Origin of the sequence: Cronobacter sp. HA18003 (genome assembly GCF_011605905.1) — a bacterium.
GTDB classification, from domain to species: domain Bacteria; phylum Pseudomonadota; class Gammaproteobacteria; order Enterobacterales; family Enterobacteriaceae; genus Cronobacter; species Cronobacter sakazakii.
The window spans coordinates 2,011,166-2,034,490 of record NZ_JAANQO010000011.1 but is presented as its reverse complement, the minus strand read 5'-3'; the positions used below and the strand labels follow the sequence as shown (position 1 = coordinate 2,034,490).

General features: G+C 57.1%; 25 protein-coding genes. 18 read left to right on the top strand and 7 right to left on the bottom strand.

Annotated features, from left to right (window positions below):
* Nucleotides 1-57: 57 nt before the first annotated feature.
* Complete coding sequence (locus G6041_RS10735; protein WP_041460593.1) at nt 58-555, bottom strand: CinA family protein; 498 nt, start codon at nt 553-555, stop codon at nt 58-60.
* 398 nt (nt 556-953) lie between these two features.
* On the opposite strand from G6041_RS10735, the gene G6041_RS10730 reads away from it, so the two are divergent.
* The gene (locus G6041_RS10730; protein ID WP_012125529.1) at nt 954-3,731 is read left to right on the top strand and encodes an autotransporter outer membrane beta-barrel domain-containing protein; all 2,778 of its coding nucleotides are present in this window, start codon (nt 954-956) and stop codon (nt 3,729-3,731) included.
* An 81-nt stretch (nt 3,732-3,812) separates the two neighbouring features.
* Complete coding sequence (locus G6041_RS10725) at nt 3,813-4,439, top strand: helix-turn-helix domain-containing protein (protein WP_004386860.1); 627 nt, start codon at nt 3,813-3,815, stop codon at nt 4,437-4,439.
* A 34-nt stretch (nt 4,440-4,473) separates the two neighbouring features.
* Here the strand turns inward: G6041_RS10725 and ampH are convergent, their stop codons facing one another.
* On the bottom strand, nt 4,474-5,631 hold the full coding sequence (gene ampH / locus G6041_RS10720; protein WP_012125528.1) for a D-alanyl-D-alanine-carboxypeptidase/endopeptidase AmpH: 1,158 nt from the start codon (nt 5,629-5,631) through the stop codon (nt 4,474-4,476).
* Between the two features lie 199 nt (nt 5,632-5,830).
* Between ampH and G6041_RS10715 the strand changes: the two genes are divergently transcribed.
* The 3 genes from G6041_RS10715 to G6041_RS10705 all read left to right on the top strand — a co-directional run bounded on the left by G6041_RS10715 (nt 5,831) and on the right by G6041_RS10705 (nt 8,964).
* Entirely contained in the window at nt 5,831-6,364 is a 534-nt protein-coding gene (locus tag G6041_RS10715; protein ID WP_041460592.1) for an isochorismatase family protein, read from the top strand.
* A gap of 176 nt (nt 6,365-6,540) precedes the next feature.
* The gene (gene sbmA / locus G6041_RS10710; RefSeq protein ID WP_012125526.1) at nt 6,541-7,761 is read left to right on the top strand and encodes a peptide antibiotic transporter SbmA; all 1,221 of its coding nucleotides are present in this window, start codon (nt 6,541-6,543) and stop codon (nt 7,759-7,761) included.
* A gap of 96 nt (nt 7,762-7,857) precedes the next feature.
* On the top strand, nt 7,858-8,964 hold the full coding sequence (locus G6041_RS10705; RefSeq protein WP_012125525.1) for a DUF1615 domain-containing protein: 1,107 nt from the start codon (nt 7,858-7,860) through the stop codon (nt 8,962-8,964).
* On the opposite strand, the gene G6041_RS10700 is transcribed toward G6041_RS10705, so the two are convergent.
* Nucleotides 8,961-9,266 carry a DUF2755 family protein gene (locus tag G6041_RS10700; RefSeq protein WP_004386855.1) on the bottom strand — a complete coding sequence of 102 codons (306 nt, stop codon included), beginning with the start codon at nt 9,264-9,266 and terminating at the stop codon, nt 8,961-8,963. The genes G6041_RS10705 and G6041_RS10700 overlap by 4 nt on opposite strands.
* A 355-nt stretch (nt 9,267-9,621) precedes the next feature.
* Here G6041_RS10700 and G6041_RS10695 point away from each other — a divergent pair, with 355 nt between their 5' ends.
* Nucleotides 9,622-9,837, top strand: coding sequence for a DUF2754 family protein (locus G6041_RS10695; RefSeq protein ID WP_041460733.1), 216 nt, complete (start codon nt 9,622-9,624; stop codon nt 9,835-9,837).
* Between the two features lie 10 nt (nt 9,838-9,847).
* On the opposite strand, the gene ddlA is transcribed toward G6041_RS10695, so the two are convergent.
* Entirely contained in the window at nt 9,848-10,948 is a 1,101-nt protein-coding gene (gene ddlA / locus G6041_RS10690; RefSeq protein ID WP_012125523.1) for a D-alanine--D-alanine ligase, read from the bottom strand.
* 144 nt (nt 10,949-11,092) lie between these two features.
* Here ddlA and G6041_RS10685 point away from each other — a divergent pair, with 144 nt between their 5' ends.
* From G6041_RS10685 to G6041_RS10670, 4 genes are all read left to right on the top strand, one after another.
* Nucleotides 11,093-11,794, top strand: coding sequence for an extensin-like domain-containing protein (locus G6041_RS10685; protein ID WP_004386852.1), 702 nt, complete (start codon nt 11,093-11,095; stop codon nt 11,792-11,794).
* 161 nt (nt 11,795-11,955) lie between these two features.
* Nucleotides 11,956-13,149: a multidrug efflux MFS transporter gene (locus G6041_RS10680; RefSeq protein ID WP_004386851.1), complete on the top strand. Its 1,194-nt coding sequence runs from the start codon at nt 11,956-11,958 to the stop codon at nt 13,147-13,149.
* Between the two features lie 223 nt (nt 13,150-13,372).
* Nucleotides 13,373-13,633 carry an anti-adapter protein IraP gene (gene iraP, locus G6041_RS10675; protein ID WP_004386850.1) on the top strand — a complete coding sequence of 87 codons (261 nt, stop codon included), beginning with the start codon at nt 13,373-13,375 and terminating at the stop codon, nt 13,631-13,633.
* 653 nt (nt 13,634-14,286) lie between these two features.
* The gene (locus tag G6041_RS10670) at nt 14,287-15,705 is read left to right on the top strand and encodes a sugar porter family MFS transporter (RefSeq protein ID WP_012125520.1); all 1,419 of its coding nucleotides are present in this window, start codon (nt 14,287-14,289) and stop codon (nt 15,703-15,705) included.
* A gap of 37 nt (nt 15,706-15,742) precedes the next feature.
* Here the strand turns inward: G6041_RS10670 and proC are convergent, their stop codons facing one another.
* On the bottom strand, nt 15,743-16,552 hold the full coding sequence (gene proC / locus G6041_RS10665; protein WP_004386847.1) for a pyrroline-5-carboxylate reductase: 810 nt from the start codon (nt 16,550-16,552) through the stop codon (nt 15,743-15,745).
* Nucleotides 16,553-16,663: 111 nt separating this feature from the next.
* On the opposite strand from proC, the gene G6041_RS10660 reads away from it, so the two are divergent.
* Genes G6041_RS10660 through G6041_RS10650 form a run of 3 tightly spaced genes read left to right on the top strand, consistent with a single transcriptional unit; the run spans nt 16,664 to nt 18,099 of the window.
* The gene (locus G6041_RS10660; protein WP_012125518.1) at nt 16,664-17,179 is read left to right on the top strand and encodes a hypothetical protein; all 516 of its coding nucleotides are present in this window, start codon (nt 16,664-16,666) and stop codon (nt 17,177-17,179) included.
* 9 nt (nt 17,180-17,188) lie between these two features.
* Nucleotides 17,189-17,644: a DUF421 domain-containing protein gene (locus G6041_RS10655; RefSeq protein ID WP_004386845.1), complete on the top strand. Its 456-nt coding sequence runs from the start codon at nt 17,189-17,191 to the stop codon at nt 17,642-17,644.
* Complete coding sequence (locus G6041_RS10650; RefSeq protein ID WP_012125517.1) at nt 17,644-18,099, top strand: YaiI/YqxD family protein; 456 nt, start codon at nt 17,644-17,646, stop codon at nt 18,097-18,099. Before G6041_RS10655 ends, G6041_RS10650 begins: the two co-directional genes overlap by 1 nt.
* Here the strand turns inward: G6041_RS10650 and G6041_RS10645 are convergent.
* Nucleotides 18,096-18,872: a DUF2076 domain-containing protein gene (locus G6041_RS10645; RefSeq protein ID WP_012125516.1), complete on the bottom strand. Its 777-nt coding sequence runs from the start codon at nt 18,870-18,872 to the stop codon at nt 18,096-18,098. The two genes, G6041_RS10650 and G6041_RS10645, sit on opposite strands and share 4 nt — an antisense overlap.
* A 361-nt stretch (nt 18,873-19,233) precedes the next feature.
* Here G6041_RS10645 and aroL point away from each other — a divergent pair, with 361 nt between their 5' ends.
* The 4 genes from aroL to ppnP all read left to right on the top strand — a co-directional run bounded on the left by aroL (nt 19,234) and on the right by ppnP (nt 21,307).
* Nucleotides 19,234-19,758 carry a shikimate kinase AroL gene (gene aroL, locus G6041_RS10640; protein ID WP_007902263.1) on the top strand — a complete coding sequence of 175 codons (525 nt, stop codon included), beginning with the start codon at nt 19,234-19,236 and terminating at the stop codon, nt 19,756-19,758.
* 52 nt (nt 19,759-19,810) lie between these two features.
* On the top strand, nt 19,811-20,002 hold the full coding sequence (yaiA, locus tag G6041_RS10635; protein WP_004386841.1) for a protein YaiA: 192 nt from the start codon (nt 19,811-19,813) through the stop codon (nt 20,000-20,002).
* A gap of 259 nt (nt 20,003-20,261) precedes the next feature.
* Nucleotides 20,262-20,939 (top strand): AroM family protein, encoded by a 678-nt coding sequence (locus G6041_RS10630; RefSeq protein WP_007865143.1) that lies wholly within the window; start codon nt 20,262-20,264, stop codon nt 20,937-20,939.
* An 83-nt stretch (nt 20,940-21,022) separates the two neighbouring features.
* Complete coding sequence (ppnP, locus tag G6041_RS10625; RefSeq protein ID WP_004386838.1) at nt 21,023-21,307, top strand: pyrimidine/purine nucleoside phosphorylase; 285 nt, start codon at nt 21,023-21,025, stop codon at nt 21,305-21,307.
* Nucleotides 21,308-21,340: 33 nt separating this feature from the next.
* Here the strand turns inward: ppnP and rdgC are convergent, their stop codons facing one another.
* A complete protein-coding gene (rdgC, locus tag G6041_RS10620) occupies nt 21,341-22,252 on the bottom strand; it encodes a recombination-associated protein RdgC (protein ID WP_004386837.1) in 912 nt (303 codons plus the stop codon).
* A gap of 126 nt (nt 22,253-22,378) precedes the next feature.
* Here rdgC and mak point away from each other — a divergent pair, with 126 nt between their 5' ends.
* A complete protein-coding gene (gene mak / locus G6041_RS10615; protein WP_012125513.1) occupies nt 22,379-23,290 on the top strand; it encodes a fructokinase in 912 nt (303 codons plus the stop codon).
* Nucleotides 23,291-23,325 lie beyond the last annotated feature (35 nt).

Genomic DNA, 23,325 nt, shown 5'->3' with positions numbered 1-23,325 from the left:
CGCCCGCAACGGACAAGGCCTGCCGGGGCGTTTTCACGGCAGACCCTGGCGCGCGCATTATGAAACGCGTTCTTTAAGCAGTTCAATAAGGCGCTCCAGCGCGAAGACCGCCGCCTGATCGATAACGGTTTTCGGATCGCCATTGAAATGACGCTTTTCCGCTACGGTTTCCTCGCCCGGCATGCCCCAGCCAAACCACACGGTGCCTGGCGGCGTGCCGTCTTCACCGCCGGATGGCCCGGCATAACCACTCACCGCGAGGCTGACATCCTCGCCCGAACGCTCGCGGGCGCCCGCCGCCATCTCATGCACCGTCTGTTCGCTGACGGCGGTATAGAGGCGCAGCGTCTCTTCTTTCACGCCTAACATGCGCTGCTTGGCTTCATTGGTGTAAGTGATAAAACCGCTCGAATAAAAGGCGGTGGTGTCTTCGGTGGCGCACAGGGTGTACGTAATAAGCCCACCGGTACAGGATTCGGCCGTCGCCAGTCGTAGCCCGTGTTGATTCAGCCAGATACCGGCCTGTTTTGCGGCGTGCTGAAGTTTTTCATTCATTAGATTCACTTTCTCCATGCCATTAAGATATTCATATTATAGATGAGTATCGTCAGGGGAAGCGTAAAAGCCCGGGCAACGAAACGGCAGGGAAGTGTTATAACTGAGGGCTATTTTATTTTTAAAGCCAATATTCCAGGAGTGGATATTTAAATAAACAATATTTTGGCGATAATCAAAATGAAGGGTTTTTCGTCTGATAAGGTATAAAGGGATAACGAGAGAGAAACCGGTTTTATTCCTAAATAATAAAAGAGTGCGGATTCGTACAATTGGTAAAGAAGAATTGAACCTTTAATTTTTCAGCGTGCATAATTTTATCGTTAATACATCACGCTTGTATTACGGCAAACCATTTGATGGACCAACTTTGTGACGTCCCTGAGGAGGGATGATAAATGCACTCCTGGAAAAAGAAACTTGTAGTCTCACAATTAGCCGTGGCCTGCACGATGGCTATCGCTTCTCAGGCCTCCGCTGCCACGGATATTTCAGGCAAAAGCTACGACACGTTTTATTATGACGGCGGTATTATGTATCAGGGCTATGTCGGTTACGATTACGGCTCTGATTATTATAATGGCAATATTTATCCGCAAATTTCCGGCGCGCATGTCGATGGCGTTATTTCCACCTGGTATCTTGATGAGGGCACCAGTAATAATACCAACCCTAACGCGCTGACCATTAAAGACAGCACTATCCACGGGATGATTACCTCACAATGCATGACGGAAAACTGCGATAACCGCACCGGGGATTATCTCTATAACCGTCTCGCATTAACCGTCGATAATTCCACTATTGACGATGACTTTGAGCACTATACCTATTATAACGCCGATGATAAAACGACGGCGTCTATGGATGTTTTTGATCTCGGCACGGCAATTACGCTCGATCAGGAAACCGATCTGGTTATTCAAAATAATTCTCATGTTGCGGGTATTACGCTGACGCAGGGATATGAATGGGAAGATAATCAGGATGTGACATCGCCGACTGGCTCAAATAGCGGTGAAATTTTTAATAACAGCATTGTGGTAAAAGATTCTGTGCTGAGCTCCGGCTCATGGACGGATGAAGGCACCAGTGGTTTTTATGGCCACACGGGTAAAGCCAGTGATTACGATAACGCCATTACTGCGGATGATATCGCGCTTGCGGTGATTGCTAATCCGGCTGCTGATAACTCAATGCAGACGACGGCCTCTTTCGACAGATCAACCATTAACGGCGACATCTATTTCGAAAGCTCCTTTGATGAAAACTTTGGCGGGTATGACCGCGTTACGCTGGATCAAGACGGCAACCCGGTCATCACGCACGTTGATGCCTATGACGTGAACGGCGACGGTACGCTGGATTCTAACGGCTGGGATAATACCGACCGCCTGGACGTGACGCTCACCAACGGCAGCAAATGGGTGGGTGCGGCGATTTCTAATGTCGAAGCGACCGCCGAGCTGTATGACTATCAGCCAAACAGCATCTGGCCTGGCTCCACGTATGGCATCGAAAACAGCGATACCGCGTTTAACGAAGCGGGCCACGTGACGGGCAATGAAGTCTATCAGAGCGGTATTTTCAACGTGACGCTGACAAACGGCTCCGAATGGGATACCCGTAAAGTGTCTAATATCGACGCGCTGGTGGTGGATAATCATTCACAGGTTAACGTTGAAAGCTCATCGCTGCTGGCGGATTCCATCACGCTGACCAATGCTTCGACGCTGAACATCGGCGATGATGGCGCGGTGGCGACCGATTCCCTGACGCTGGACAGCGGTAGTCAGGCGACGCTCACGGAAGAAACCGCGTCGCTGTACGCCAACACGCTCACCGTTGCTAACGGCGCGCAGCTTAATCTGGGCCTCGGTCAGGTGGATGCGGATAACGTCGTGCTGACCGACGACGGCGTGCTTAACGTCGCAAGCCGTGACTATGTGCTTGATGCATCACTGAATAACGCGCGTTACGTCACCAACGATCCGCATCAGAAAGACTATGACGAGGGCGTGATTGCGCTCAACTCAGATGGTCATCTGGCGGTAAACGGCGATGTGGCGGGCAACTACCGGGTGCGTATCGATAACGCCACTGGCGCGGGCTCGATTGCTGATTATAAAGGCAACGAAGTGATACGGGTGTATGACGATAACGACGCGACATCCGCGCGCTTTACCGCCGCCAACAAAGCGGATCTGGGCGCGTACACCTACGAGGCGCAGCAGCAGGGCGACACCGTAGTGTTGAAACAGCGTGAGCTGACCGACTACGCCAACATGGCGCTGAGCATTCCTTCCGCCAATACCAATATCTGGAATCTGGAACAGGATGTGCTGAGCACGCGTCTTGCGCAGGGCCGTCATACGCCAGGGGATAACGGTGGCGCATGGGTGACCTACTTTGGCGGTAACTTCAACGGCGATAACGGCGAGCTGAGCTACAACCAGGATGTCAACGGCCTGATGGTTGGTCTCGATAAACTGGTGGAAGGCAACTACGCCAAATGGATGATCGGCGCGGCAGCGGGCTTTGCGAAAGGGGATATGGACGATCACAGCGGCAGCGTTGATCAGGACAGCCAGTCCGCGCGTCTCTATTCTTCCGCGCAGTTCGCCAACAATGTCTTCCTGGATACCACCCTGAGCTACAGCCATTACAGCAACGATTTGAGCGCCGTGATGAGCAACGGCCAGGCGGTCTCCGGTGATGCGTCCTCCGATGCCTGGGGCTTTGGCCTGAAACTGGGCTATGACTGGCAGTTCAATACGCAGGGTTATCTGACCCCGTACGCCAGCATCTCTGGCCTGTTCCAGGATGGCGACGGCTATCAGCTGAGCAACGATATGCGCGTCAACAGCCAGTCTTACGACAGCCTGCGTTATGAACTGGGCGCAGATCTGGGTTACACCTTCAACTACGGCAACGATCAGTCCTTCACGCCGTATGCCAAACTGGCCTATGTCTATGACGATGCCAGCGGTAACGACGCCGATGTCAACGGCGACAATATCGATAACGGCATGGAAGGCTCCGCAGTACGCGCAGGGCTTGGCGGTAAGTTCAGCTTCACCAAAAACTTCAGCGCCTATGCCGATGCGAACTACCTCGGCGGTGGCGATGTGGACCAGGACTGGGCCGCGAACGTTGGCGTCAAATACACCTGGTAATTTCTGCAGTTAGCGTCAAAAGCTGCCTGTCCCATGTGGACAGGCAGTTCCTCCCCAACACACCTGAAATGGATATCTCGCGTGTTAGATCTGGTAAAACCCCTACATCATCTCGACGCTCTTCAGCGTCATCTGGCCCCATCAGGAACGCCGTTTGATATTGACGCCCATTGCGAACTCTCGTTTATCAACGAGCAGGGCGAGCAACAGTGCTGGTTTTTTAAGGAAGGGAGCCTCAATGTCTGGCGTGAAGAGAACCATATTCACGTCGATTTAATGACTTCGCCGCTCTATTTAAGCTTTTCTGATGCGGTGATCCCGGAGCCGCTTCGCTATACCCTGATAACGGAAACCCCCTGTCGCGGCTTTCGAATGCCGGTTCGCCGGGCAATTGAAATCATCGAACATCGCCAGCTGTGGAAGTCATTCTGTCACTGGCAGACCTGGCTGATGCGCTGGTTTGAGTGGCGCGACGCGCACTTTATCGGCACGACGACCTATTCACAGATCCGTTCCACGCTGTTAACGATGGCGGCCTGGAGCCCCGAAGTGCGCGCGCAGGTGGGCGTTATTCACCATATTCAGAACCATACCCATATTTCCCGTTCGGTCATCGCTGAGATACTCGCGGAGTTGCGAAAAGGCAAATACATTGAAATGCAGAAAGGCAAGCTGGTGGCGGTCAACAAACTGCCGCTCAACTACTGAAACATAACGGCGCCGCACAGGCGCCGTTATTGCTTTACAGGGCAGGCGTTTGGAGCGGTTTGTTGCCGCTCAGTTCCGTCACCAGATCGTTTATCCCGTCGCTCATATTAGTAAAGCGCGTCAGCGGCGAGCGGGTCACTACCACGAAAGCGCCAATATTGCTCTGCGGGATCATCGCCATGTAGGTGATAAAGCCGCCGCCGCCCCCGGTTTTCTGAATGATGCCAGGACGCCCGTCTTTCGGTGCCATGTACACCCAGCCGAGCCCCAGCGCGTCCGCTTTACCCGGCACGTCCATGCCGACGACGCGGGTTAACTGCGTACGTTGATAAATCAGCGTCTGCATCCGGTCCGCCTGCGAGCTGCGGCGATGGAAATCGGATGCCAGGAACTGCTGCATCCAACGCATCATGTCGTCCGGCGTGGAGTAAACGCCGCCGCTGCCGATGGCCGCCAGCGTGTTGTTGCACGGGCTCGCGCCTTTTTCCGCGATCATCAGGCGTTTGCACTGATCCGGCGACGGCGTGAAGGTGGTGTCTTTCATGCCAAGCGGGCGGGTTATCTGCTCTTCAAAGAGTTGGGTATAAGGCTTGCCCGCGGCGTTGGCCAGCGCATCGGCCAGCAGATCGAACGCGAGGTTGGAATAAGACGCCGTGGCGCCAGGTGCCGCTTTTAACGATGCGGTGGAGAGCCACTGCCAGCGCTGCTCGCGCGTGGGCCAGACAAACACCGGGCGCTTCGCCGCGCCGCCGGGCTGCTCGCGGGGCAGGCCGCTCGTATGCGTGGCGAGATTCACCAGTCGAATTGGCTCGCCCTGATAGGTCGGCACGCGCGCACCGGGCGGCGCGTAGCGGCTCAGCGGATCGTTAAGCTTCACCACGCCCTGATCGAGCATTTTCACCAGCATTTCGCTGGTCATCAGTTTGGTGAGCGAGGCGATGCGGATAACCGAGTCGAGCTGCGGGCGCACGTTATTGCCGGGGCGCGTTTCGCCGAAGCTTCGGAACACGCGCTGATTGCCATCAATCACGACAATCGCCATGCCGGTGGCGCCGCTGCCGTAGAAAATATGGTTGGCGTAACGGTCAACGATATCAGACGCGAAGACCGGGTCAGGCGAGGTTTGCGCGGCCTGGGCCGCAGAAAAAGCTGCGCTTATCAGCAGGGCGCAGGAGAGCAGACAACGTTTCAACGAAGCAATCCATTCAGTGAGCGGGAACAGAGGGTATTTATACTACTGCGCGCGGATCTGCAAAGGCCCGAAAAGCGTGCCAGCCCCTGAAAAAACGTAACGATGCGTAACAGCTCGTTTTTTTTGCGCAAAATTTTTCCGACGGTGCCGCGTGCGTTGCCTGTGATAATCTCCTGCTTTCCCTGAGAAGGAGTGCATGATGTCTGTACCACGGGTTGTGATGGTTATCGATATGCAAAACGGCGTTTTCGCCACGCCGCGTTTTGACCGCGACGGGCGCGTCGCCCGCATTAACCAACTGATGGCGGGCGCGGAGCAGGTCATCATCATTCAGCATACGGAGCCAGGCGGGCTGGAAGAAGACTCGCCAGGGTTCGCGTTTCTGCCGGAGCTCAACGTGCCGCAAAACGCCCTGCGCGTGACCAAAACCGCCTGCGACGCCTTTTACCGCACGCCGCTTGAGGCGCTGCTGCGCGAGCATCACATTGACGCGTTCGTGGTATGCGGCTGCGCCAGCGATTACTGCGTCGATACCACGCTCAAACAGGCGGCGAGCCGCGGGTTTCAGGTGACGGTCGCAGGCGACGCCCATACCACCGCCGATCGCCGCGCGGCTGCCGCCCCGGTGCTTATCGATCACTACAACGACGTGTGGAGCACGCTGACCGTACCCGGTAACCCGCTGCGCGTACTGAATACGGATGTGATTCTGGACGCCTGGCAGGCGAACTAAACGGCGCGGGGTTTGTCTCATGACGGCGCGGGTAACTGGCGCGCCGTTACACTTTTGGAAACACGCCGGGCGGCGTAGCCGTTGCCTGCCGCGTTACACTCAGTACCCCCTGCCGCACGCGCAGGGCACAGGCTATACAGCAACAGCAAAAACAAAAATATTTGCAGGAGCGATTGATGTTTAAATCCTTTTTCCCTCGTCCCGGCGCTTTTTTTCTTTCGGCGCTGATCTGGGCGATGCTGGCCTTCGTCGTCTGGCAGATGGGCGGCGGCTGGCTTGCCGAACGGTTCGGCGTGGCGGGCGAACTGCCCATCAGCGCGGCCCGTTTCTGGTCAGGCAACTTTATTCTTTTCTATGCCTACTACGCGCTTTGCGTGGGGCTGTTCGCCGCCTTCTGGCGCGTCTATTGCCCGCACCGCTGGCAGCGCTGGTCGGTGCTGGGTTCGGCGCTGCTGATTTTCGTCACCTGGTTTATGGTGGAACTTACGGTCACCATTAACGCCTGGTATGCGCCGTTCTTTGACCTGATCCAGACCGCGCTCGGCGCGCCCAACAAAGTCAAAATCGGCCAGTTTTACAGCGGGCTCATGGTGTTCCTAGGCATTGCGCTTATCTACGTCACCGTGGGCGTGTTGAACTATTTTTTCATCAGCCACTACATCTTCCGCTGGCGTACCGCCATGAACGAATATTACATGGAACACTGGCCGCGGCTGCGCCATATCGAAGGCGCCGCGCAGCGTGTGCAGGAAGACACCATGCGTTTCGCCTCCACGGTTGAAGATATGGGCGTGTCGCTGTTGAAAGCCGTGATGACGCTGATTGCCTTTCTGCCGGTGCTGGTGGCGCTCTCGCCGCACGTGAAAGAACTGCCGGTAGTGGGCGAGGTGCCTTACGGGCTGGTTATCGCCGCAATCGTCTGGGCGCTGATGGGCACCGGTCTGCTGGCGCTGGTCGGCATTAAGCTGCCGGGCCTGGAGTTTCGCAATCAGCGCGTTGAGGCGGCCTATCGTAAAGAGCTGGTTTATGGCGAAGACGATCCGACGCGCGCCGATCCGCAAACGGTGCAAGCGCTGTTCAGCAACGTGCGCTTTAACTATTTCCGGCTCTATTTCCACTACACCTATTTCAACATCGTCCGCATTCTCTACCTCCAGGTGGATGCGATTTTCGGTCTGTTCCTGATGTTCCCGTCCATTGCGGCAGGGTCGATTACGCTTGGGCTGATGACGCAGATAAGCAACGTGTTTGGCGAAGTGCGCGGCGCGTTCCAGTATCTGATTAGCTCCTGGACCACGCTTGTTGAGCTGATGTCTATCTACAAACGTCTGCGCAGCTTTGAGCGCACGCTGAACGATAAACCCGACCCCGAACCCGAGGCGCAGGAAGCGCTGTAAGGACGGTTTGCCGCTGCGTCTTCGGAGCGATCCGCTTTTCGCGGCGGCAAAAACGTGGCAGGGTAAACGCCCTGAACCCAGCCAGACAGGATTATCATGGCCGCCACGTTTGCCTTGCCCACCCGTTTTCGTCTTCTGACGCTTACCGCGCTGCTCACGCTTGCGGGGTGTACCAGCCAGACCACGACCACTGAAAAGGGCGCGAAACCGCTCGACGTGCGCGCCGTAGTGAAGCAAAAAATGCCGGCGAGTGTGAAAGATCGCGACGGCTGGGCGCGCGACATCGCCCGCGCGTTTGAGACGCAGAAAATCCCGGCAACCGAAGAGAACATCTGTTCGGTGCTGGCGGTGGCGGAGCAGGAGTCCAATTATCAGGCTGACCCTCAGGTGCCGGGGCTTGGCAAGATAGCCTGGAAGGAGATCGAGCGCCGCGCCGGTAAGCTGCACATTCCCGCCTTTGTGGTGCACACCGCGCTGCTTATCAAATCCCCGAACGGTAAAAGCTACAGCGAGCGGCTCGATAACGTGAAATCCGAGCGCGAACTGAGCGCCATTTTTGATGATTTCATCGGCATGGTGCCGCTTGGACAGACGCTGTTCGGCAACTTAAACCCGGTGCACACCGGCGGGCCGATGCAGGTCAGCATTGCGTTCGCCGAACAGCACGCGCGCGGCTATCCGTATGACATCGACGGCACGCTGCGCCAGGAGGTCTTTACCCGTCGAGGCGGGCTGTGGTTTGGTATTTATCATCTGCTGAACTATCCGGTGGACTATTCACGTCCGCTCTATCGCTTCGCGGATTTCAACGCGGGCTGGTATGCGAGCCGCAATGCGGCGTTCCAGAATGCCGTCAGTAAGGCGAGTGGTGTGAAACTGGCGCTTGACGGCGATCTTATTCGCTATGACAACAGCGAGCCGGGTGCGACCGAAAACGCGGTGCGCAAACTGGCCGGCCAGCTTGATATGAGCGATAGCGAGATCCATCGGGCGCTGGCGAAAGGGGATAGCGAGGATTTCAGCGACAGCGAAATTTATAAGAAGGTTTTCGCGCTCGCGGATAAACGCGCGGGCCGAACGCTGCCACGAGAAATACTGCCTGGCATTCAACTGGAAAGCCCGAAGATCACGCGTCAGCTCACCACGGCGTGGTTTGCGAAGCGTGTGGACGACCGTCGGGCACGCTGTATGAGTAAAGGTTAAAAGCGACGACGTCGCAGGCGGAAGAAAAACGCCATGACCATCGCAAAGACGCAGCCTGCGAGAAACGGCACCAGCGCAAAGATGGTGCCGACAGCCAGCCCCATTTTGATTTGCGGACGGCCGCTCTCCTGCATCTGCATGAGATTATCCAGAACGCCCGGTGCATGTACCACGACATTCAGGAGTTGCGCGCCAACCCAGAAAGAGAACAGCACAAACAGCGCGTAAGCAATGTTGCCAAGCGCGGTGGATCTTCCTGGTTTCCCGGCGATTATGGGTTTGGGTAACGATATCTCAGCCATACAGACCTCCGGGGTTTTACCTTCGTACTGACGTAACGCCAGGGTGCTACAGGGGGAAGTTTGGCAGGAGATTTTATTTGTCAATATCGGATTCGTGGTAATTTGGCGGGCAGATTACTCCTGAATGTCAAAATTATGTCGATTCTCACATTTCTGTAACTGCGTTAATAATTGGTTAACATTCAGACTTTTCTTGCCTGATAACGGGCAATTACCGCTGCGCTGACAAGCGTTTTTTGACGCTTTTAAACGTCTTTACGCGTAACCGTAACGCGCGTCACACCGCGCGACGCGGGCCACAGACAGCCATGACGCGATGTGCGAAGATGCTTTTTTTGACGCTTTCGGAGCAACCATGCAACTCTCTGCCAAAATTCGCCGTGACTGGCACTTTTATGCGGTCGCACTGGGCCTGATTTTTATTATGAACGGCGTGATTGGCCTGCTGGGATTTGAGGCGAAAGGGTGGCAAACCTATGCGGTGGGGCTGGTGACGTGGATTATCTGTTTCTGGATTGCGGGTTTTATTATCCGCCGTCGCCCGGAAGAATCGAACGCGGCGGAAGAGTAACGCTTACGGCTTAGCCGGTGATGGAGCTTTTCAGCGCCGCATCGGCCTGGTGGCGCTCCAGCGCCAGTTCAATCAGGCGGGTAATCAATTCCTGGTAACCAATGCCGCTCGCCTGCCACAGCTTCGGATACATGCTGATATTGGTAAAGCCTGGCAGGGTGTTGATCTCATTGATGATCACTTCGTTGTCCGGCGTCAGGAACACGTCAACACGCGCGAGCCCGGCGCACTCCAGCGCCTGAAACGCGCGAATCGCGATAGCGCGGATCTTCTCATTCACGTCAGGCGCAATATCCGCAGGCACCACCACGCGGGCGGCCTGATCGTCGATGTATTTGATGTCGTAAGAGTAAAACTCGCTGCTCACCACGATTTCGCCGCAGGTGCTCGCTTGCGGTGAATCATTGCCGAGCACCGCGCACTCGATCTCACGGCCTTTGATGCCGGTTTCCACCACCACTTTATGGTCGAATTCAAATGCCAGCGCGACGGCGGCGTGATACTGCGCTTCGTCATTCACTTTACTGACGCCGACGGAAGATCCCTGGTTCGCGGGCTTCACGAACAGCGGCAGGCCGAGCTGCGCTTTCACGTCTTCAAAAGTGATGCGCTGGCGGTTGGCGCGGGTCAGCGTGATAAAAGGCGCGACCGCAAGACCGGCATCGCGCAGCAGGCGTTTGGCGACGTCTTTATCCATGCTCACCGCCGAGCCGAGCACGCCGGAGCCGACAAACGGAATGTTCGCCATGCGCAGCATGCCCTGCAGCGAGCCGTCTTCGCCGAGCGTGCCGTGAACAATCGGGAAAATCACATCCAGCTGCGGCAGCGCCTGGCGGTTGTCTGATTCGATGAGTTGCTGCTCGCTGAGCCCTGGGATCAGCGCGACATTTTTCTCGGAGCGGTGCAGGGCGATGCGCGCCGGATCTTCCGCGTTCAGCAGATAACGGGACGCGTCGTTCACATGCCACTGGCCCTGTTTATCAATGCCCAGCAGCACGACGTCGAATTTTTCTTTATCAATCGCATCGACGATATTCTTCGCCGACTGAAGCGACACCTCGTGCTCCGCTGATTTTCCGCCAAACACAATGCCCACGCGCAGTTTTGCCATTTTTACAACCCATCCTTAAAGCAGACGAAAGTCCACAACATAGCACGCCCGGCAGGCGGATTCATGTGGTTCGTGGCGGGCAACGGCGTCGTGCGGCGCACAGCGGTTATACTTTGATTTTGTGTCTGGTTTTCTGGCGGTGGCATGGCGAAAAAAGGGATAGCGATGGTGACAACCCTGGCGTTAACGGCGCTCGCAGGCGTCTGGCTTTATGACTCTCTGCCGGCCTGGTATAACCCGTTCGCGCCGCTCTCGCCGCTTGACCCGCCGACGATGGTGACGCGCTATAAACTGCGCCAGATGGCGAATAACCCGCAGGCGTGTCTGGCGCTGCTCGATGAAGCCCGTAAGCGGGACATGATCCAGTACCGCGTCCAGACGCCCACCCAGGGCGACTGCCCGCTGGCGGCCCCCGTGCGGGTGCTACGCTTCGGCGAGGTTAAACTCAGCAGTTCGTTTCTTGCCAGCTGCCCGCTGGCGCTCAGCAGCGCCATGTATGTGCAGCAGCAGGCGAAACCGATTAGCGCGTCGATGATGGGCAGCCCGCTGGTGCGCATCGATCACTATGGCAGTTACGCCTGCCGCAATATTTATCACCGCGCCAATGCGCGCTTAAGCGAGCACGCGACGGCGGACGCGCTGGACGTCAGCGCGTTTCGCTTCGCCAACGGCCAGCAGATAAGCGTGCTGAAAGGCTGGAAGGAGAGCGGCACGCGCGGCGAGACGCTGCGCGCGCTGTTTGGTCAGAGCTGTCTTTACTTTGGTAATGCGCTCGGGCCGGACTACAACGCCGCTCACGCCAACCATTTTCACTTAGGGATGCGCGGTTTTGGCATTTGCCGCTAAGGAGAATCGTCGGCGCAGGACGCGCTTTGGTGTGATAAATGTCACAAATGATTTTATATTAATAATAAGCGTCCAAAATATTACAGGCCGCACGCTTATGCACTAACACCGCGGCATATCCTGATACCCTGAGACATCATTGACTTAGACATAGCGCGCGTATGGAATCCTGGAAGGTTAACCTTATCTCCGTCTGGTTTGGCTGCTTTTTCACGGGCCTGGCTATCAGCCAAATCCTTCCGTTTCTGCCGCTTTATGTCGCTGAACTCGGTGTGCAGTCGCACGAGGCGCTGTCGCTCTGGTCGGGCCTTACCTTCAGCGTCACTTTCCTGGTTTCCGCTATCGTCTCGCCGCTCTGGGGCAGCCTTGCCGACCGCAAAGGCCGCAAGCTGATGCTGCTGCGTGCCTCACTCGGTATGGCGGTGGCGATTTTATTGCAGGCGTTTGCCACCAGCGTCTGGCAGCTTTTCGCGCTGCGCGCGCTGATGGGGCTGACCTCCGGCTATATTCCCAACGCGATGGCGCTGGTCGCCTCGCAGGTGCCGCGCGATCGCAGCGGCTGGGCGCTCAGCACGCTCTCTACCGCGCAGATAAGCGGCGTGATCCTGGGGCCGCTGATGGGCGGTTTTCTCGCCGACAGCGTCGGGCTGCGCCCGGTATTTTTGATTACCGCGCTGCTGCTGATGATAAGTTTCGCGGTCACGCTGTTTCTGATTAAAGAGGGCGTGCGGCCCGCGCTTGCCAGAGGTGAACAATTGAGCGGCAAAGCGGTGTTCGCAAGCCTGCCAGCGCCGTGGCTGGTGCTGAGCCTGTTTATCACGACGATGGTTATCCAGCTCTCTAACGGTTCCATCAGCCCGATTCTGGCGCTGTTTATTAAGGAACTGACGCCCGACAGCAGCAATATCGCGTTTTTAAGCGGCATGATCGCGGCGGTGCCGGGCGTGTCGGCATTGCTGAGTGCGCCACGCCTCGGGCGCCTGGGCGATCGCATTGGCACCGCGCGGGTGTTGATGGCAACGCTCATTCTGGCGGTGGTGCTGTTTTTCGCGATGTCGTTTGTCACCTCGCCGATGCAGCTCGCGGTGCTGCGCTTTTTGCTCGGTTTCGCCGATGGCGCGATGTTCCCGGCGGTGCAGACGCTGCTGGTGAAATACTCCTCGGATAACGTCACCGGGCGTATCTTTGGCTATAACCAGTCGTTTATGTATCTCGGTAACGTGCTGGGGCCGCTGATGGGGGCCGGGATCTCCGCCGCGGCGGGCTATCGCTGGGTATTTATCGCCACGGCGCTGGTACTGTTAATTAACGTCTGGCAATTCGGTACGGCATTAAGGAAAAACGCACGCCGTTAATAATAACGTGGCTGTTATCAGCGTCATTAATTCCTGTTATCGCGGCGGCCAGCGATTATTCTCTGGGCCGCCGCTTTATTTTGCTGGTAAAACGTTTCGCTGACGGCGATTTTTTGTCGCGCCGCACAAATCCGCGATGACAGAAAAAAAAGCGCGGGCGAGCACTAGGCAACCTCAAAAGGGAATGATAACGTCGTGGCAACAACTTCACGGGAAGACAGTTATGAAAAATCTTATAGCTGAACTACTGGTCAAGCTTGCTGAAAAGGAAGAAGAATCCAAAGAGTTAGTGGCCCAGGTCGAGGCGCTGGAAATCGTCGTGACCGCGTTACTGCGTCATCTGGATCCCAATACCCAGCAGACGCTGATTGCCAGTGTGGAAGGGGCGCTCGAAGGCGTTCAGCCTGAAAGCAACGTGCCGCAACGTGACACCGAATTGCTTCAGCAATACGTAAAGAAGCTGCTGCGGCACCCCAGAACCTGAGCGTATAACGGGCGCGCCGCGTTATTATTCTGTTATCTGATTTCTTAACACTGACGCTCTGTCTCATCCGCAGGCACTTTTTTCGGCACCGCTGACGTTTTACTGCCGGAATAAACGCAATGCCTGCGGATATTCCTGTTTTTATTCTTCCGTCGCTACACCAGCCCGCAGATAATACGTTTTGCCTGACCTCATTCGAGCGTAATACTTTTTCCTTATTTCATCGTTACGTTATTCCCGCCTTTTTTAACGCAGAGTACGAATATATTCTCCTGAGTACGCTAAGCGTATTTTGGGGCCAGTTCCGCGCTGCCTGAAATAACGCGCTACGCTTTTTCCTCATCCGCGCCCTGAGCCTGCACGATTTACCTGCCTGACACCGGTGACACAGACAGAAAGCTCTCTGATTGTCCATGAGATAAACGGTGGACAAAACGTCTGCTGTTCAAATTTTATCGTGTTACGTCACATTAATTCCCGTCATGCGGGGTTATCGCGCGAGGTGAAGCGATTTTTCGGTTTTATAACCTGCATCACAAAACGGACTGCCACAGCAAATTTATCCATATCTTCGCCGTTTCCCGCCTGACGGTTTACCGGCGTTACCACTACCGTTATGGCAATGGCCGATTGCCTTTAACGGGAGAGAAAAGATGTCCTCGGTAAGTGAAGTCACGCCTGCTGTCAGCGCTCAGGAACGCAAAGCGCGTCGCATGAATCTGTTTGTTTCGGTTTCCGCCGCCGTCGCGGGTTTACTCTTTGGTCTCGATATCGGCGTCATCGCCGGGGCGCTGCCCTTTATCACCGATCACTTCAGCTTAAGCAGTCGCGCCCAGGAGTGGGTGGTGAGCAGCATGATGCTCGGTGCCGCGCTGGGTGCGCTGTTTAACGGCTGGCTCTCGTCGCGGCTTGGGCGTAAATACAGCCTGCTGGCGGGCGCGGCGCTGTTTATTATCGGGTCACTCGGCTCGGCGTTCGCCCATTCGCTGGAAATATTGCTGGCTGCCCGCGTGATCTTAGGCGTGGCGGTCGGGATCGCCTCCTACACCGCGCCGCTCTATCTCTCAGAGATGGCCTCCGAGAAAGTGCGCGGCAAAATGATTAGCCTTTATCAATTGATGGTGACGCTCGGCATTCTGCTGGCGTTTCTTTCCGATACCGCGCTGAGCTACAGCGGCAACTGGCGCGCCATGCTCGGCGTACTGGCGCTGCCCGCCGTCATTCTGCTGGTGATGGTGGTGTTTTTGCCCAACAGCCCGCGCTGGCTTGCGGCCAAAGGCATGAACATCGAGGCAGAACGCGTGCTGCGCATGCTGCGCGATACTTCGGAAAAAGCGCGTGAGGAGCTCAATGAAATCCGTGACAGCCTGAAGGTGAAGCAGGGCGGCTGGGCGCTTTTTACCGCCAACCGCAACGTGCGCCGCGCCGTGTTTCTCGGCATGCTGCTCCAGGCGATGCAGCAGTTCACCGGCATGAACATCATCATGTATTACGCGCCGAAAATCTTCCAGATGGCGGGGTTCGCCAGCACCGAAGAGCAGATGATCGCAACGGTCGTGGTGGGGCTGACCTTTATGCTGGCCACCTTCATCGCGGTGTTTACGGTGGATAAAGCGGGCCGCAAACCGGCGCTGAAAATCGGCTTTAGCGTCATGGCGCTTGGCACGCTGGTGCTCGGCTACTGCCTGATGAAAGTTGACCACGGGGAAATCTCCACCGGCATCTCCTGGCTTTCCGTCGGCATGACCATGATGTGTATCGCGGGTTACGCCATGAGCGCCGCGCCGGTGGTCTGGATCCTGTGCTCGGAAATCCAGCCGCTGAAATGCCGCGATTTCGGCGTCACCTGTTCGACCACCACCAACTGGGTGTCGAATATGATTATCGGCGCGACATTCCTGACGCTTATCGACCATATCGGCGCGGCGGGCACCTTCTGGCTCTATACCGCGCTGAATCTGGTGTTTGTCGGCGTGACGTTCTGGCTTATCCCGGAGACCAAAAACGTGACGCTGGAGCATATCGAAAAGAACCTGATGGCGGGCAAAAAGCTGCGCGATATCGGGCAGTGAAGCAAATAAAAAGGGCTACCGACGTAGCCCTTTCTTTTTAGCCCTTGCTGAGCTTCTCCGATTTGGCCATACACTGGGCCATCGCTTCAATCACCGCCGCGCGCATGCCGCGCTCCTCCAGCACCCGCACCGCTTCGATGGTGGTGCCGCCCGGCGAGCAGACCATATCTTTCAGCTCGCCCGGATGTTTGCCGGTTTCCAGCACCATTTTGGCTGAGCCCATCACCGCCTGGGCAGCGAATTTATACGCCTGCGCGCGCGGCATACCGCCGAGCACGGCGGCATCGGCCATCGCTTCGATAAACATAAAGACATACGCAGGGGCCGAGCCGCTGACGCCCACCACCGGGTGAATCAGATATTCCGCCACCACTTCCGCCTCGCCGAAGCTTCGGAACATCGCGAGCACATCCCGGATATCTTCCTCGCTGACCAGGGCGTTCGGCGTGATGGAGGTCATCCCGGCCTGCACCAGCGACGGTGTGTTCGGCATGGTGCGGATGATTTTACGATCGTGCCCCAGCACGGTTGCCAGCTGATCCAGCGTGATCCCGGCGGCGATGGAAACCACCAGCGAGTCTTTATTCAGGCTGGAGGCGATATCGCTCATGACTTTCAGCATGATGTTAGGCTTCACCGCGCCAAAGACGATATCCGTCGCCTGGGCCACTTCCTGCGCGCTGGAGGCGGTATTCACGCCAAACTCCTGCTTCAGCGCCTGTTGGCTCTCTTCTGATGGCGTATAGACCCAGACGTTTTCCGCCCGCGCCTGGCCGCTGGTCAGCAGGCCGCTGAGAATGGCCTTGCCCATATTGCCGCAACCGATAAAGCCTGTTTTCTTTTCCACAGCATCTCTCCGTTTTATCGCGTCCAGATTCATATGGGCTATAGCTTAACGCGCTTTCCGGCAATCCGTTAAGGCTTCGGCTACGCTTATCCTGAAACCGGGAGGTGGGGAATGGACAAAATCGTTTCTGACGAAAGCGCCAGCCGCGACGTGCCGGTGCGTGAGCATATGCATGCCCAGCGCATAGAGTGGCGCATTCAGCAGGGCGGCAACTGGCTGCTGTTTGCAATCGTGTTGATTGCGCTACTGGGCGGTTTTTCCGATGGCTGGTTGAGCGAAACCTCAGCGACCAATCCGGAGAAAAGCCTGACGGTGGAGTATCAGCGTTTTCTGCGCGCCGAGAGCGATGAGCCTTTCGCGCTGCGCATTCAGGGGCCGAAAAATCAGCCGGTGACAGTCGCGTTCGGTGGCGATTTCCCCGATCGCTTCGTGCTGCAAACGCTCCAGCCACAGCCGGTAGTGACCCATACCGGACAGCATTCACTGACGCTCACTTTTGCGCCGACGCCGGATGGCGCTCACGCCGTCTGGATAGTGACGCAGCCGCAGTCGGCAGGGCGCGTTACCTCTACCGTGACGCTTGAAGACGCATCGCCGGTCCATCTGAATCAGTGGGTTTATCCGTAGGAGAACATCATGGATAGCGTATTACGCGCCGCAGGCATGTATTTTTTGTTGCTGGTGGTGCTGAAAATCGCCGGTCGCCGCACGTTGCTGGAGATGAACTCGTTTGATTTCGTGCTGCTGTTAATCATCAGTGAAGCCACCCAGCAGGCGCTGCTCGGTAACGACTTCTCGTTTACCGGTGCGGCGATCACCATCATTACGCTGATTGTGCTCGATATTCTGCTGAGCTATGTGAAAAACGCGTTTCCGCGACTCGATCTGCTGCTCGACGGCTCGCCGCTCATCCTGGTGGAAAATGGCCGCCTGCTGACGGCGCGCATGAAAAAAGCGGGGATCTCGCGGGAGGATATTTTAAGCTCGGCCCGCACCAGCCAGGGGATCGAGCGGCTGGAAGAGATAAAATTCGCCATCCTTGAGAAAAATGGCAAAATCTCCATTATTCCCGCCGACAATCAGGAGTCGTAATGCCAGTCTGGGTGGATGCCGATGCGTGTCCGAAAGTGATTAAAGAAGTGCTGTTCCGCGCCGCCGAGCGCACCGAAACGCCGGTGATTCTGGTGGCGAACCAGCCGCTGCGCGTGCCGCCGTCAAAGTTCATCCGCGCCCGCCAGGTGCCCGCCGGTTTTGACGTGGCGGATAACGAAATTGTGCGCTGCTGCGAGCCAGGCGATCTGGTGGTCACGGCGGATATTCCGCTGGCGGCGGAAGTGATAGCCAAAGGCGCGGTGGCGCTAAACCCACGCGGCGAGCGCTACAGCGAGGCCACCATTCGTGAGCGCCTGACGATGCGCGATTTTATGGATACGCTGCGCGCCAGCGGCATCCAGACCGGCGGCCCGGATGCCTTAAGCCAGCGCGACCGCCAGCAATTCGCTGCTGAACTCGATAAGTGGCTCAGCGGCAGAAAACGCCAGGCTTAAACCCAGTTATCGTCATCACCACCGAAATCGTCGCCGCCAAAGTCATCGCCCGCGAAATCGTTATTCCAGTCTTCATCGCTGCTGGCAGGCACGTAGTCGTTGGCGTTGTCCTGCTGCAGCCCGGCGTCCTGGTTCAGGAACTGGCTGTCATCCGCCTGGTTATAATCTTCAACGGCGTTGACCGGGCTATTATCCGCCGGTTGCGCGGGTTCGTTGATGATATTGACGATCTCCTCCGGCTGGTGGTGGCTGAACATGCTGGTCAGCATATTGCCGAGCACCACGCCACCCGCCACACCGGCGGCGGTTTGCAGTGCGCCCGCCATAAAGCCGCCACCGCGTGGGGCGTTATTGTAATACTGGGGGGCTGCCTGCTGTGGCGCGTAGCCTGCCTGCGGTGCGCTCTGGTACTGCTGCGCGCCGGGGATGGGATCGGAGCCGCGCGACGTGGCCTGCGGGCGCGGGGCTTCCGGCTCGCTCTTGTTGCCGCCAAAGAGGCCAGCCAGGAAACCGCCGCTGCTCTGCTGGCGGCTCGCCGACTGCTTAAGCTGCGCCACTTCCGCTTCGAGCGCCTGAATACGGCCATTGAGCTGTTTCATGGCCGCTTCCTGGATAAGAATGGTTTGCGCCATGTAATAGGCGGCACCCGGCTGGTTGCGCATATGCTGCTCAATCCAGCGCTCAGCGTCCGCATCGCGCGGCGCGCTGTTTTCACCGGCGGCTTTGAGTCGGTCAAAAAGCCCGTCAATCAGACGTTGCTCTTCAGATTGCATGATTCATCCCTCTGTCATTGAACGCGTCAATAGTTAAGTCTGGAGAAAAATCGGCGCTTGTAAATATCCGGCGCGTAAAGGAAATAAGAAATATGTAACCGGGTGCGGCGGATAGCGGGGTTGTGTTCAGTGGGCGCTTTCAAGTATGGTGGGCGCGCCTGACGAACGCCCGTCAGTGGTATCGTGGCTTTACACCCTTAAAACGGAAGAAGGGTTGTCCTGCGCGGGATGTCGCTGTGTCCGGACTCTTTTGTAAGTTTAAATTTACGCCTGTCTTATGTACTAGTTTGTTGTTAAACTCACGGCTTACGGCCTGCTGTCTAACCCTTTCGCCGCAGGCGGAAGGCGAGGTAATCCATCCATGAATCAACCCATTTATTTAATCGGCGCGCGCGGCTGCGGAAAAACCACCACCGGCGAGGCGCTGGCACGCGCGCTGGCGTACGGCTTTGCCGATACCGATCGCTGGCTGCGGGAACATACGCAGATGACGGTCGCTGAAGTGGTGGAGAAAGAGGGCTGGCCGGGTTTTCGCGCCCGTGAAAGCGAAGCGTTACAGGCGGTCACCGCGCCCGCGACGGTCGTGGCGACCGGCGGCGGCATGGTGCTGCGTGATGAGAACCGCGAGTTTATGCGCGCGCATGGCGTGGTGATTTATCTCAACGTACCGGTTGAGGTACTGGCGCAGCGGCTTGAAGCCTTCCCGGAAGCGGGGCAGCGCCCGACGCTTACCGGCAAGCCGGTGACGGAAGAAATCGCTGATGTGCTGGCGGTGCGCGATGCGCTCTATCGCGAGTGCGCTCACCATGTGATTGACGCCGCCGACGCGCCCGCGGTTATCGTCTCTCGCATTATTGACGCACTGCAGGTTGCCCACGCCAGCTAACTGACGGGATTGTCTATACTTAACGCTTCTGACCGATAAACAAGGAAGCGCTATGCCGACCAGACCTCCTTATCCGCGCGAAGCGCGCGTGGTTCCCGTTGAAAAAGGCGTGCCGGGCAAAACCGTCACCAGTTATCAGCTCCGTGCCGATCACCCCGAGCCGGATTCGCTCATTAGTGAACACCCTACCGAGCAGGAAGCGCTGGACGCCAAGCGCCGTTACGAAGACCCGGACAAATCCTGACCCCGACCAGCGGAAAGCGCGTGCGTTACGCTGCGCTTTCCGCCACTCCGAAAATGAGTCGTTACCGCTTTGCATCACACCTTTCATCCAAACCTAATGTTAACGATACGTTATGATTATTGTTAAGCGGCAGAGGGCTTTTTTCTCCGGATAAGGCCCGGAAGCTGCTACGCTTTGTGATCCATCTTTCGCTTGCGCTCAAGTTCCGGGCGAAAGGTGTCGTTAACTGTTTGAGAAGCTGTAAATCAAGGCGATAAAAATGCGTGCGACTCTGGCCATACTTACCATCGGCGTAGTGCCCGTCAGTGAGATCCTCCCGCTGTTAACCGAACATATCGATGAACAGCACATCACCCATATCAGCCTGATGGGGAAACTGTCGCGCGCCGAGGCGATGGACGATTATGGCGCGTCGGGCCATGAAGAGACGATAATCACCATGCTCGCCGATGGTGAAAAAGCGACGGTATCGAAAGCCAAAACCGAAAGGGCGCTGCAAAGCGTGATTGAAGTGCTCGATAACCAGGGTTATGACGTCATTTTACTGATGAGTACGCAGCGTTTTTCGGGGCTTCGCGCGCGCAACGCGATACTGCTGGAGCCCGAACGTATTATTCCGCCGCTGGTCGCTTCCATTGTCGACGGGCACCAGGTAGGCGTGATTGTGCCGATCCCGGAGCTTATGGATATCCAGGCGCAGAAATGGCAGGTGCTGGAAAACCCGCCGCTGTACGCGCTGGCGAACCCGTTTTACGGTACAGAAGATGAGCTGGTTGGTGCCGGGCGCGATCTGCTCGCGCGTGGCGCGGATGTATTGCTGCTCGACTGCCTCGGCTTTCATCAAAAACACCGCGATCTGCTGCAAAAAGCGCTGGATGTGCCGGTATTACTCAGTAATGTCCTGGTGGCGCGTCTCGCTTCCGAACTGCTTATCTGAGCCGTTGTCACAATTTGCGTGACAGCGCTCCGGCTGGCCCTCTATATTGTTTTTCCAACCATTTTTTCAGTAAGGGCCTGCTTATGCTTCAGAGTAACGAATACTTTTCCGGTAAAGTGAAATCTATCGGCTTCACCAGCAGCAGCACGGGCCGCGCCAGTGTCGGCGTGATGGCGGAAGGGGAGTACACTTTTAGCACGGCCCAGCCGGAAGAGATGACGGTGGTCAGCGGCGCGCTGCATGTGCTGCTGCCGGGCGAAACCGAATGGAAAACGTATGAAGCGGGGCAGGTGTTTCACGTGCCTGGGCACAGCGAGTTTCATCTGCAGGTGGCCGAGCCGACATCCTATCTCTGCCGCTACCTGTAAGCGCGCCGCCCCGGGCGGGGCGACGCGAGCGTCTTAACGCTGGGCTTCGCCGCCCAGCGCTTCCACTAAGTTCTGGATCAGCGCCGCCAGTTCGCCGGTCATCAGCGTGAAATCGGCGTCAAAGCGTTGCGCCACATCTTCACGGGCGATGTCGTCGTTCTGATCGCGAAGCTCATCGGCAAATTTCAGGCGTTTCAGCGAGCCGTCGTCGCACAGCATAAACTGCACGCGCTGTTGCCAGTCGAGCGCCAGTTTGGTGACCACTTTCCCTGCTTCGATATGCACCGCGATTTCGTCGCTCACCAGCTCCTGCTTTTTACAGCGGATCACGCCGCCATCTTCCAGAATGGCCTTAAGCTCCGCTTCGTCCAGCAGCTGAAAACCCTGCGGCACGTTATTGGCGCGCACCCATTCGGTGAGCGTCAGCTCAATCGGGTTTTCCAGCGTCAGCGGCACCACCGGCAGCGAGCCGAGGCTTTTACGCAGCAGCGCCAGCGTATCTTCCGCTTTTTTGGCGCTGGCGCAGTCCACCACGATAAGCCCGCTGGTGGTATCGATCCACATCATGGTCTGGCTGAAGCGGCTGAAGGCGCGCGGCAGCAGCGAATGCAGCACTTCATCTTTCAGCGAATCTTTTTCCGTCTTTTTAAGCTTGCGGCCCTGATCGGCCTCCAGACGGGCGATTTTCGCCTCCAGCGCCTGTTTGATGACCGGCGCTGGCAGAATTTTCTCTTCTTTGCGCGCGCAAATCACAATCTGGCCGTTGGCGGCGTGGGTAAGCGCGTCGCTGCCGCCGCCCATTGGCGGCACCCAGCCGGTTTTCGCCATATCCTGGCTGCCGCACGGGGTGAAGGTAAACGCAGCTAACTGTTTTTCCATCTCATCCGCACGCAGCGCGGCGTCGCGGTTTAAACGGTAAACCATTAAATTTTTGAACCACAGCATGTTAATTTCCACGGCCTGGTAGTTAAACGCAGCGGGCATGATAACGAATCAGCCGCGGCGTTTCATTGCCTTTCACGGGCAGGTTATCTACTCTCCTGGTAAGTCATTGAATATGAGGAAGCAGACGTGCGTATTGGGATCGATTTAGGCGGCACCAAAACCGAAGTGATTGCGCTTGGCGATGACGGCGAGCAGCGCTTTCGCCACCGCGTGCCGACGCCGCGTGACGACTACCCGCAAACCATCGAGACGATAGCCGGTCTCGTGGAGCTTGCCGAAAAAGAGACCGGCGAGCGCGGCACTGTCGGCGTCGGCATTCCGGGTACGCTCTCGCCGTATACGGGCGTCGTTAAAAACGCCAACTCCACGTGGCTGAACGGTCAGGCGCTGGATAAAGACCTCAGCGCGCGGCTTTCTCGTGAGGTGCGGCTCGCCAACGATGCTAACTGCTTTGCCGTGTCGGAGGCGGTCGATGGCGCGGCGAAGGGCGCGCAGACGGTCTTTGCGGTTATCATCGGCACCGGCTGCGGCTCCGGCATCGCGCTTGGCGGCATGAGCCATATAGGGGCCAACGGCAACGCGGGCGAGTGGGGCCATAATCCGCTGCCGTGGATGGATGAAGACGAACTGCGCTACCGGGAAGAAGTACCGTGCTACTGCGGCAAGCAGGGCTGTATCGAAACCTTTATTTCCGGCACGGGCTTTGCGACCGACTATCATCGCTTAAGCGGTCAGCCGCTCAGGGGCAGCGAAATCATCCGGCTGGTGGAGGCGCAGGACGCGCTGGCGGAGCTTGCGCTCAGCCGCTACGAGATGCGGCTTGCGAAATCGCTGGCGCATATCGTCAATATTCTCGACCCGGATGTGATTGTGCTGGGAGGTGGCATGAGCAACGTCGACCGACTCTATAAAACCGTGCCGCCGCTGATGAAACACTGGGTGTTTGGCGGCGAGTGCGAAACGCCGGTGCGCAAAGCGGTGCATGGCGATTCCAGCGGCGTGCGCGGTGCGGCGTGGCTCTGGCCGGTGGTGCGTTAATATAAAAAGAAAGGGGCGCAACGCCCCTTTTTATC

What these genes read in the sequence shown, in the direction of transcription:
- G6041_RS10700 (WP_004386855.1), bottom strand. Translation starts at nt 9,266, where the DNA reads ATGGCTGAGATATCGTTACCCAAACCCATAATCGCCGGGAAACCAGGA.
- G6041_RS10670 (WP_012125520.1), top strand. Translation starts at nt 14,287, where the DNA reads ATGTCCTCGGTAAGTGAAGTCACGCCTGCTGTCAGCGCTCAGGAACGC.
- yaiA (WP_004386841.1), top strand. Translation starts at nt 19,811, where the DNA reads ATGCCGACCAGACCTCCTTATCCGCGCGAAGCGCGCGTGGTTCCCGTT.
- G6041_RS10695 (WP_041460733.1), top strand. Translation starts at nt 9,622, where the DNA reads ATGCAACTCTCTGCCAAAATTCGCCGTGACTGGCACTTTTATGCGGTC.
- G6041_RS10685 (WP_004386852.1), top strand. Translation starts at nt 11,093, where the DNA reads ATGGCGAAAAAAGGGATAGCGATGGTGACAACCCTGGCGTTAACGGCG.
- rdgC (WP_004386837.1), bottom strand. Translation starts at nt 22,252, where the DNA reads ATGCTGTGGTTCAAAAATTTAATGGTTTACCGTTTAAACCGCGACGCC.
- sbmA (WP_012125526.1), top strand. Translation starts at nt 6,541, where the DNA reads ATGTTTAAATCCTTTTTCCCTCGTCCCGGCGCTTTTTTTCTTTCGGCG.
- G6041_RS10655 (WP_004386845.1), top strand. Translation starts at nt 17,189, where the DNA reads ATGGATAGCGTATTACGCGCCGCAGGCATGTATTTTTTGTTGCTGGTG.
- aroL (WP_007902263.1), top strand. Translation starts at nt 19,234, where the DNA reads ATGAATCAACCCATTTATTTAATCGGCGCGCGCGGCTGCGGAAAAACC.
- G6041_RS10630 (WP_007865143.1), top strand. Translation starts at nt 20,262, where the DNA reads ATGCGTGCGACTCTGGCCATACTTACCATCGGCGTAGTGCCCGTCAGT.
- G6041_RS10705 (WP_012125525.1), top strand. Translation starts at nt 7,858, where the DNA reads ATGGCCGCCACGTTTGCCTTGCCCACCCGTTTTCGTCTTCTGACGCTT.
- ppnP (WP_004386838.1), top strand. Translation starts at nt 21,023, where the DNA reads ATGCTTCAGAGTAACGAATACTTTTCCGGTAAAGTGAAATCTATCGGC.
- ddlA (WP_012125523.1), bottom strand. Translation starts at nt 10,948, where the DNA reads ATGGCAAAACTGCGCGTGGGCATTGTGTTTGGCGGAAAATCAGCGGAG.
- G6041_RS10645 (WP_012125516.1), bottom strand. Translation starts at nt 18,872, where the DNA reads ATGCAATCTGAAGAGCAACGTCTGATTGACGGGCTTTTTGACCGACTC.
- G6041_RS10660 (WP_012125518.1), top strand. Translation starts at nt 16,664, where the DNA reads ATGGACAAAATCGTTTCTGACGAAAGCGCCAGCCGCGACGTGCCGGTG.
- G6041_RS10735 (WP_041460593.1), bottom strand. Translation starts at nt 555, where the DNA reads ATGAATGAAAAACTTCAGCACGCCGCAAAACAGGCCGGTATCTGGCTG.
- iraP (WP_004386850.1), top strand. Translation starts at nt 13,373, where the DNA reads ATGAAAAATCTTATAGCTGAACTACTGGTCAAGCTTGCTGAAAAGGAA.
- G6041_RS10730 (WP_012125529.1), top strand. Translation starts at nt 954, where the DNA reads ATGCACTCCTGGAAAAAGAAACTTGTAGTCTCACAATTAGCCGTGGCC.
- G6041_RS10680 (WP_004386851.1), top strand. Translation starts at nt 11,956, where the DNA reads ATGGAATCCTGGAAGGTTAACCTTATCTCCGTCTGGTTTGGCTGCTTT.
- G6041_RS10650 (WP_012125517.1), top strand. Translation starts at nt 17,644, where the DNA reads ATGCCAGTCTGGGTGGATGCCGATGCGTGTCCGAAAGTGATTAAAGAA.
- G6041_RS10715 (WP_041460592.1), top strand. Translation starts at nt 5,831, where the DNA reads ATGTCTGTACCACGGGTTGTGATGGTTATCGATATGCAAAACGGCGTT.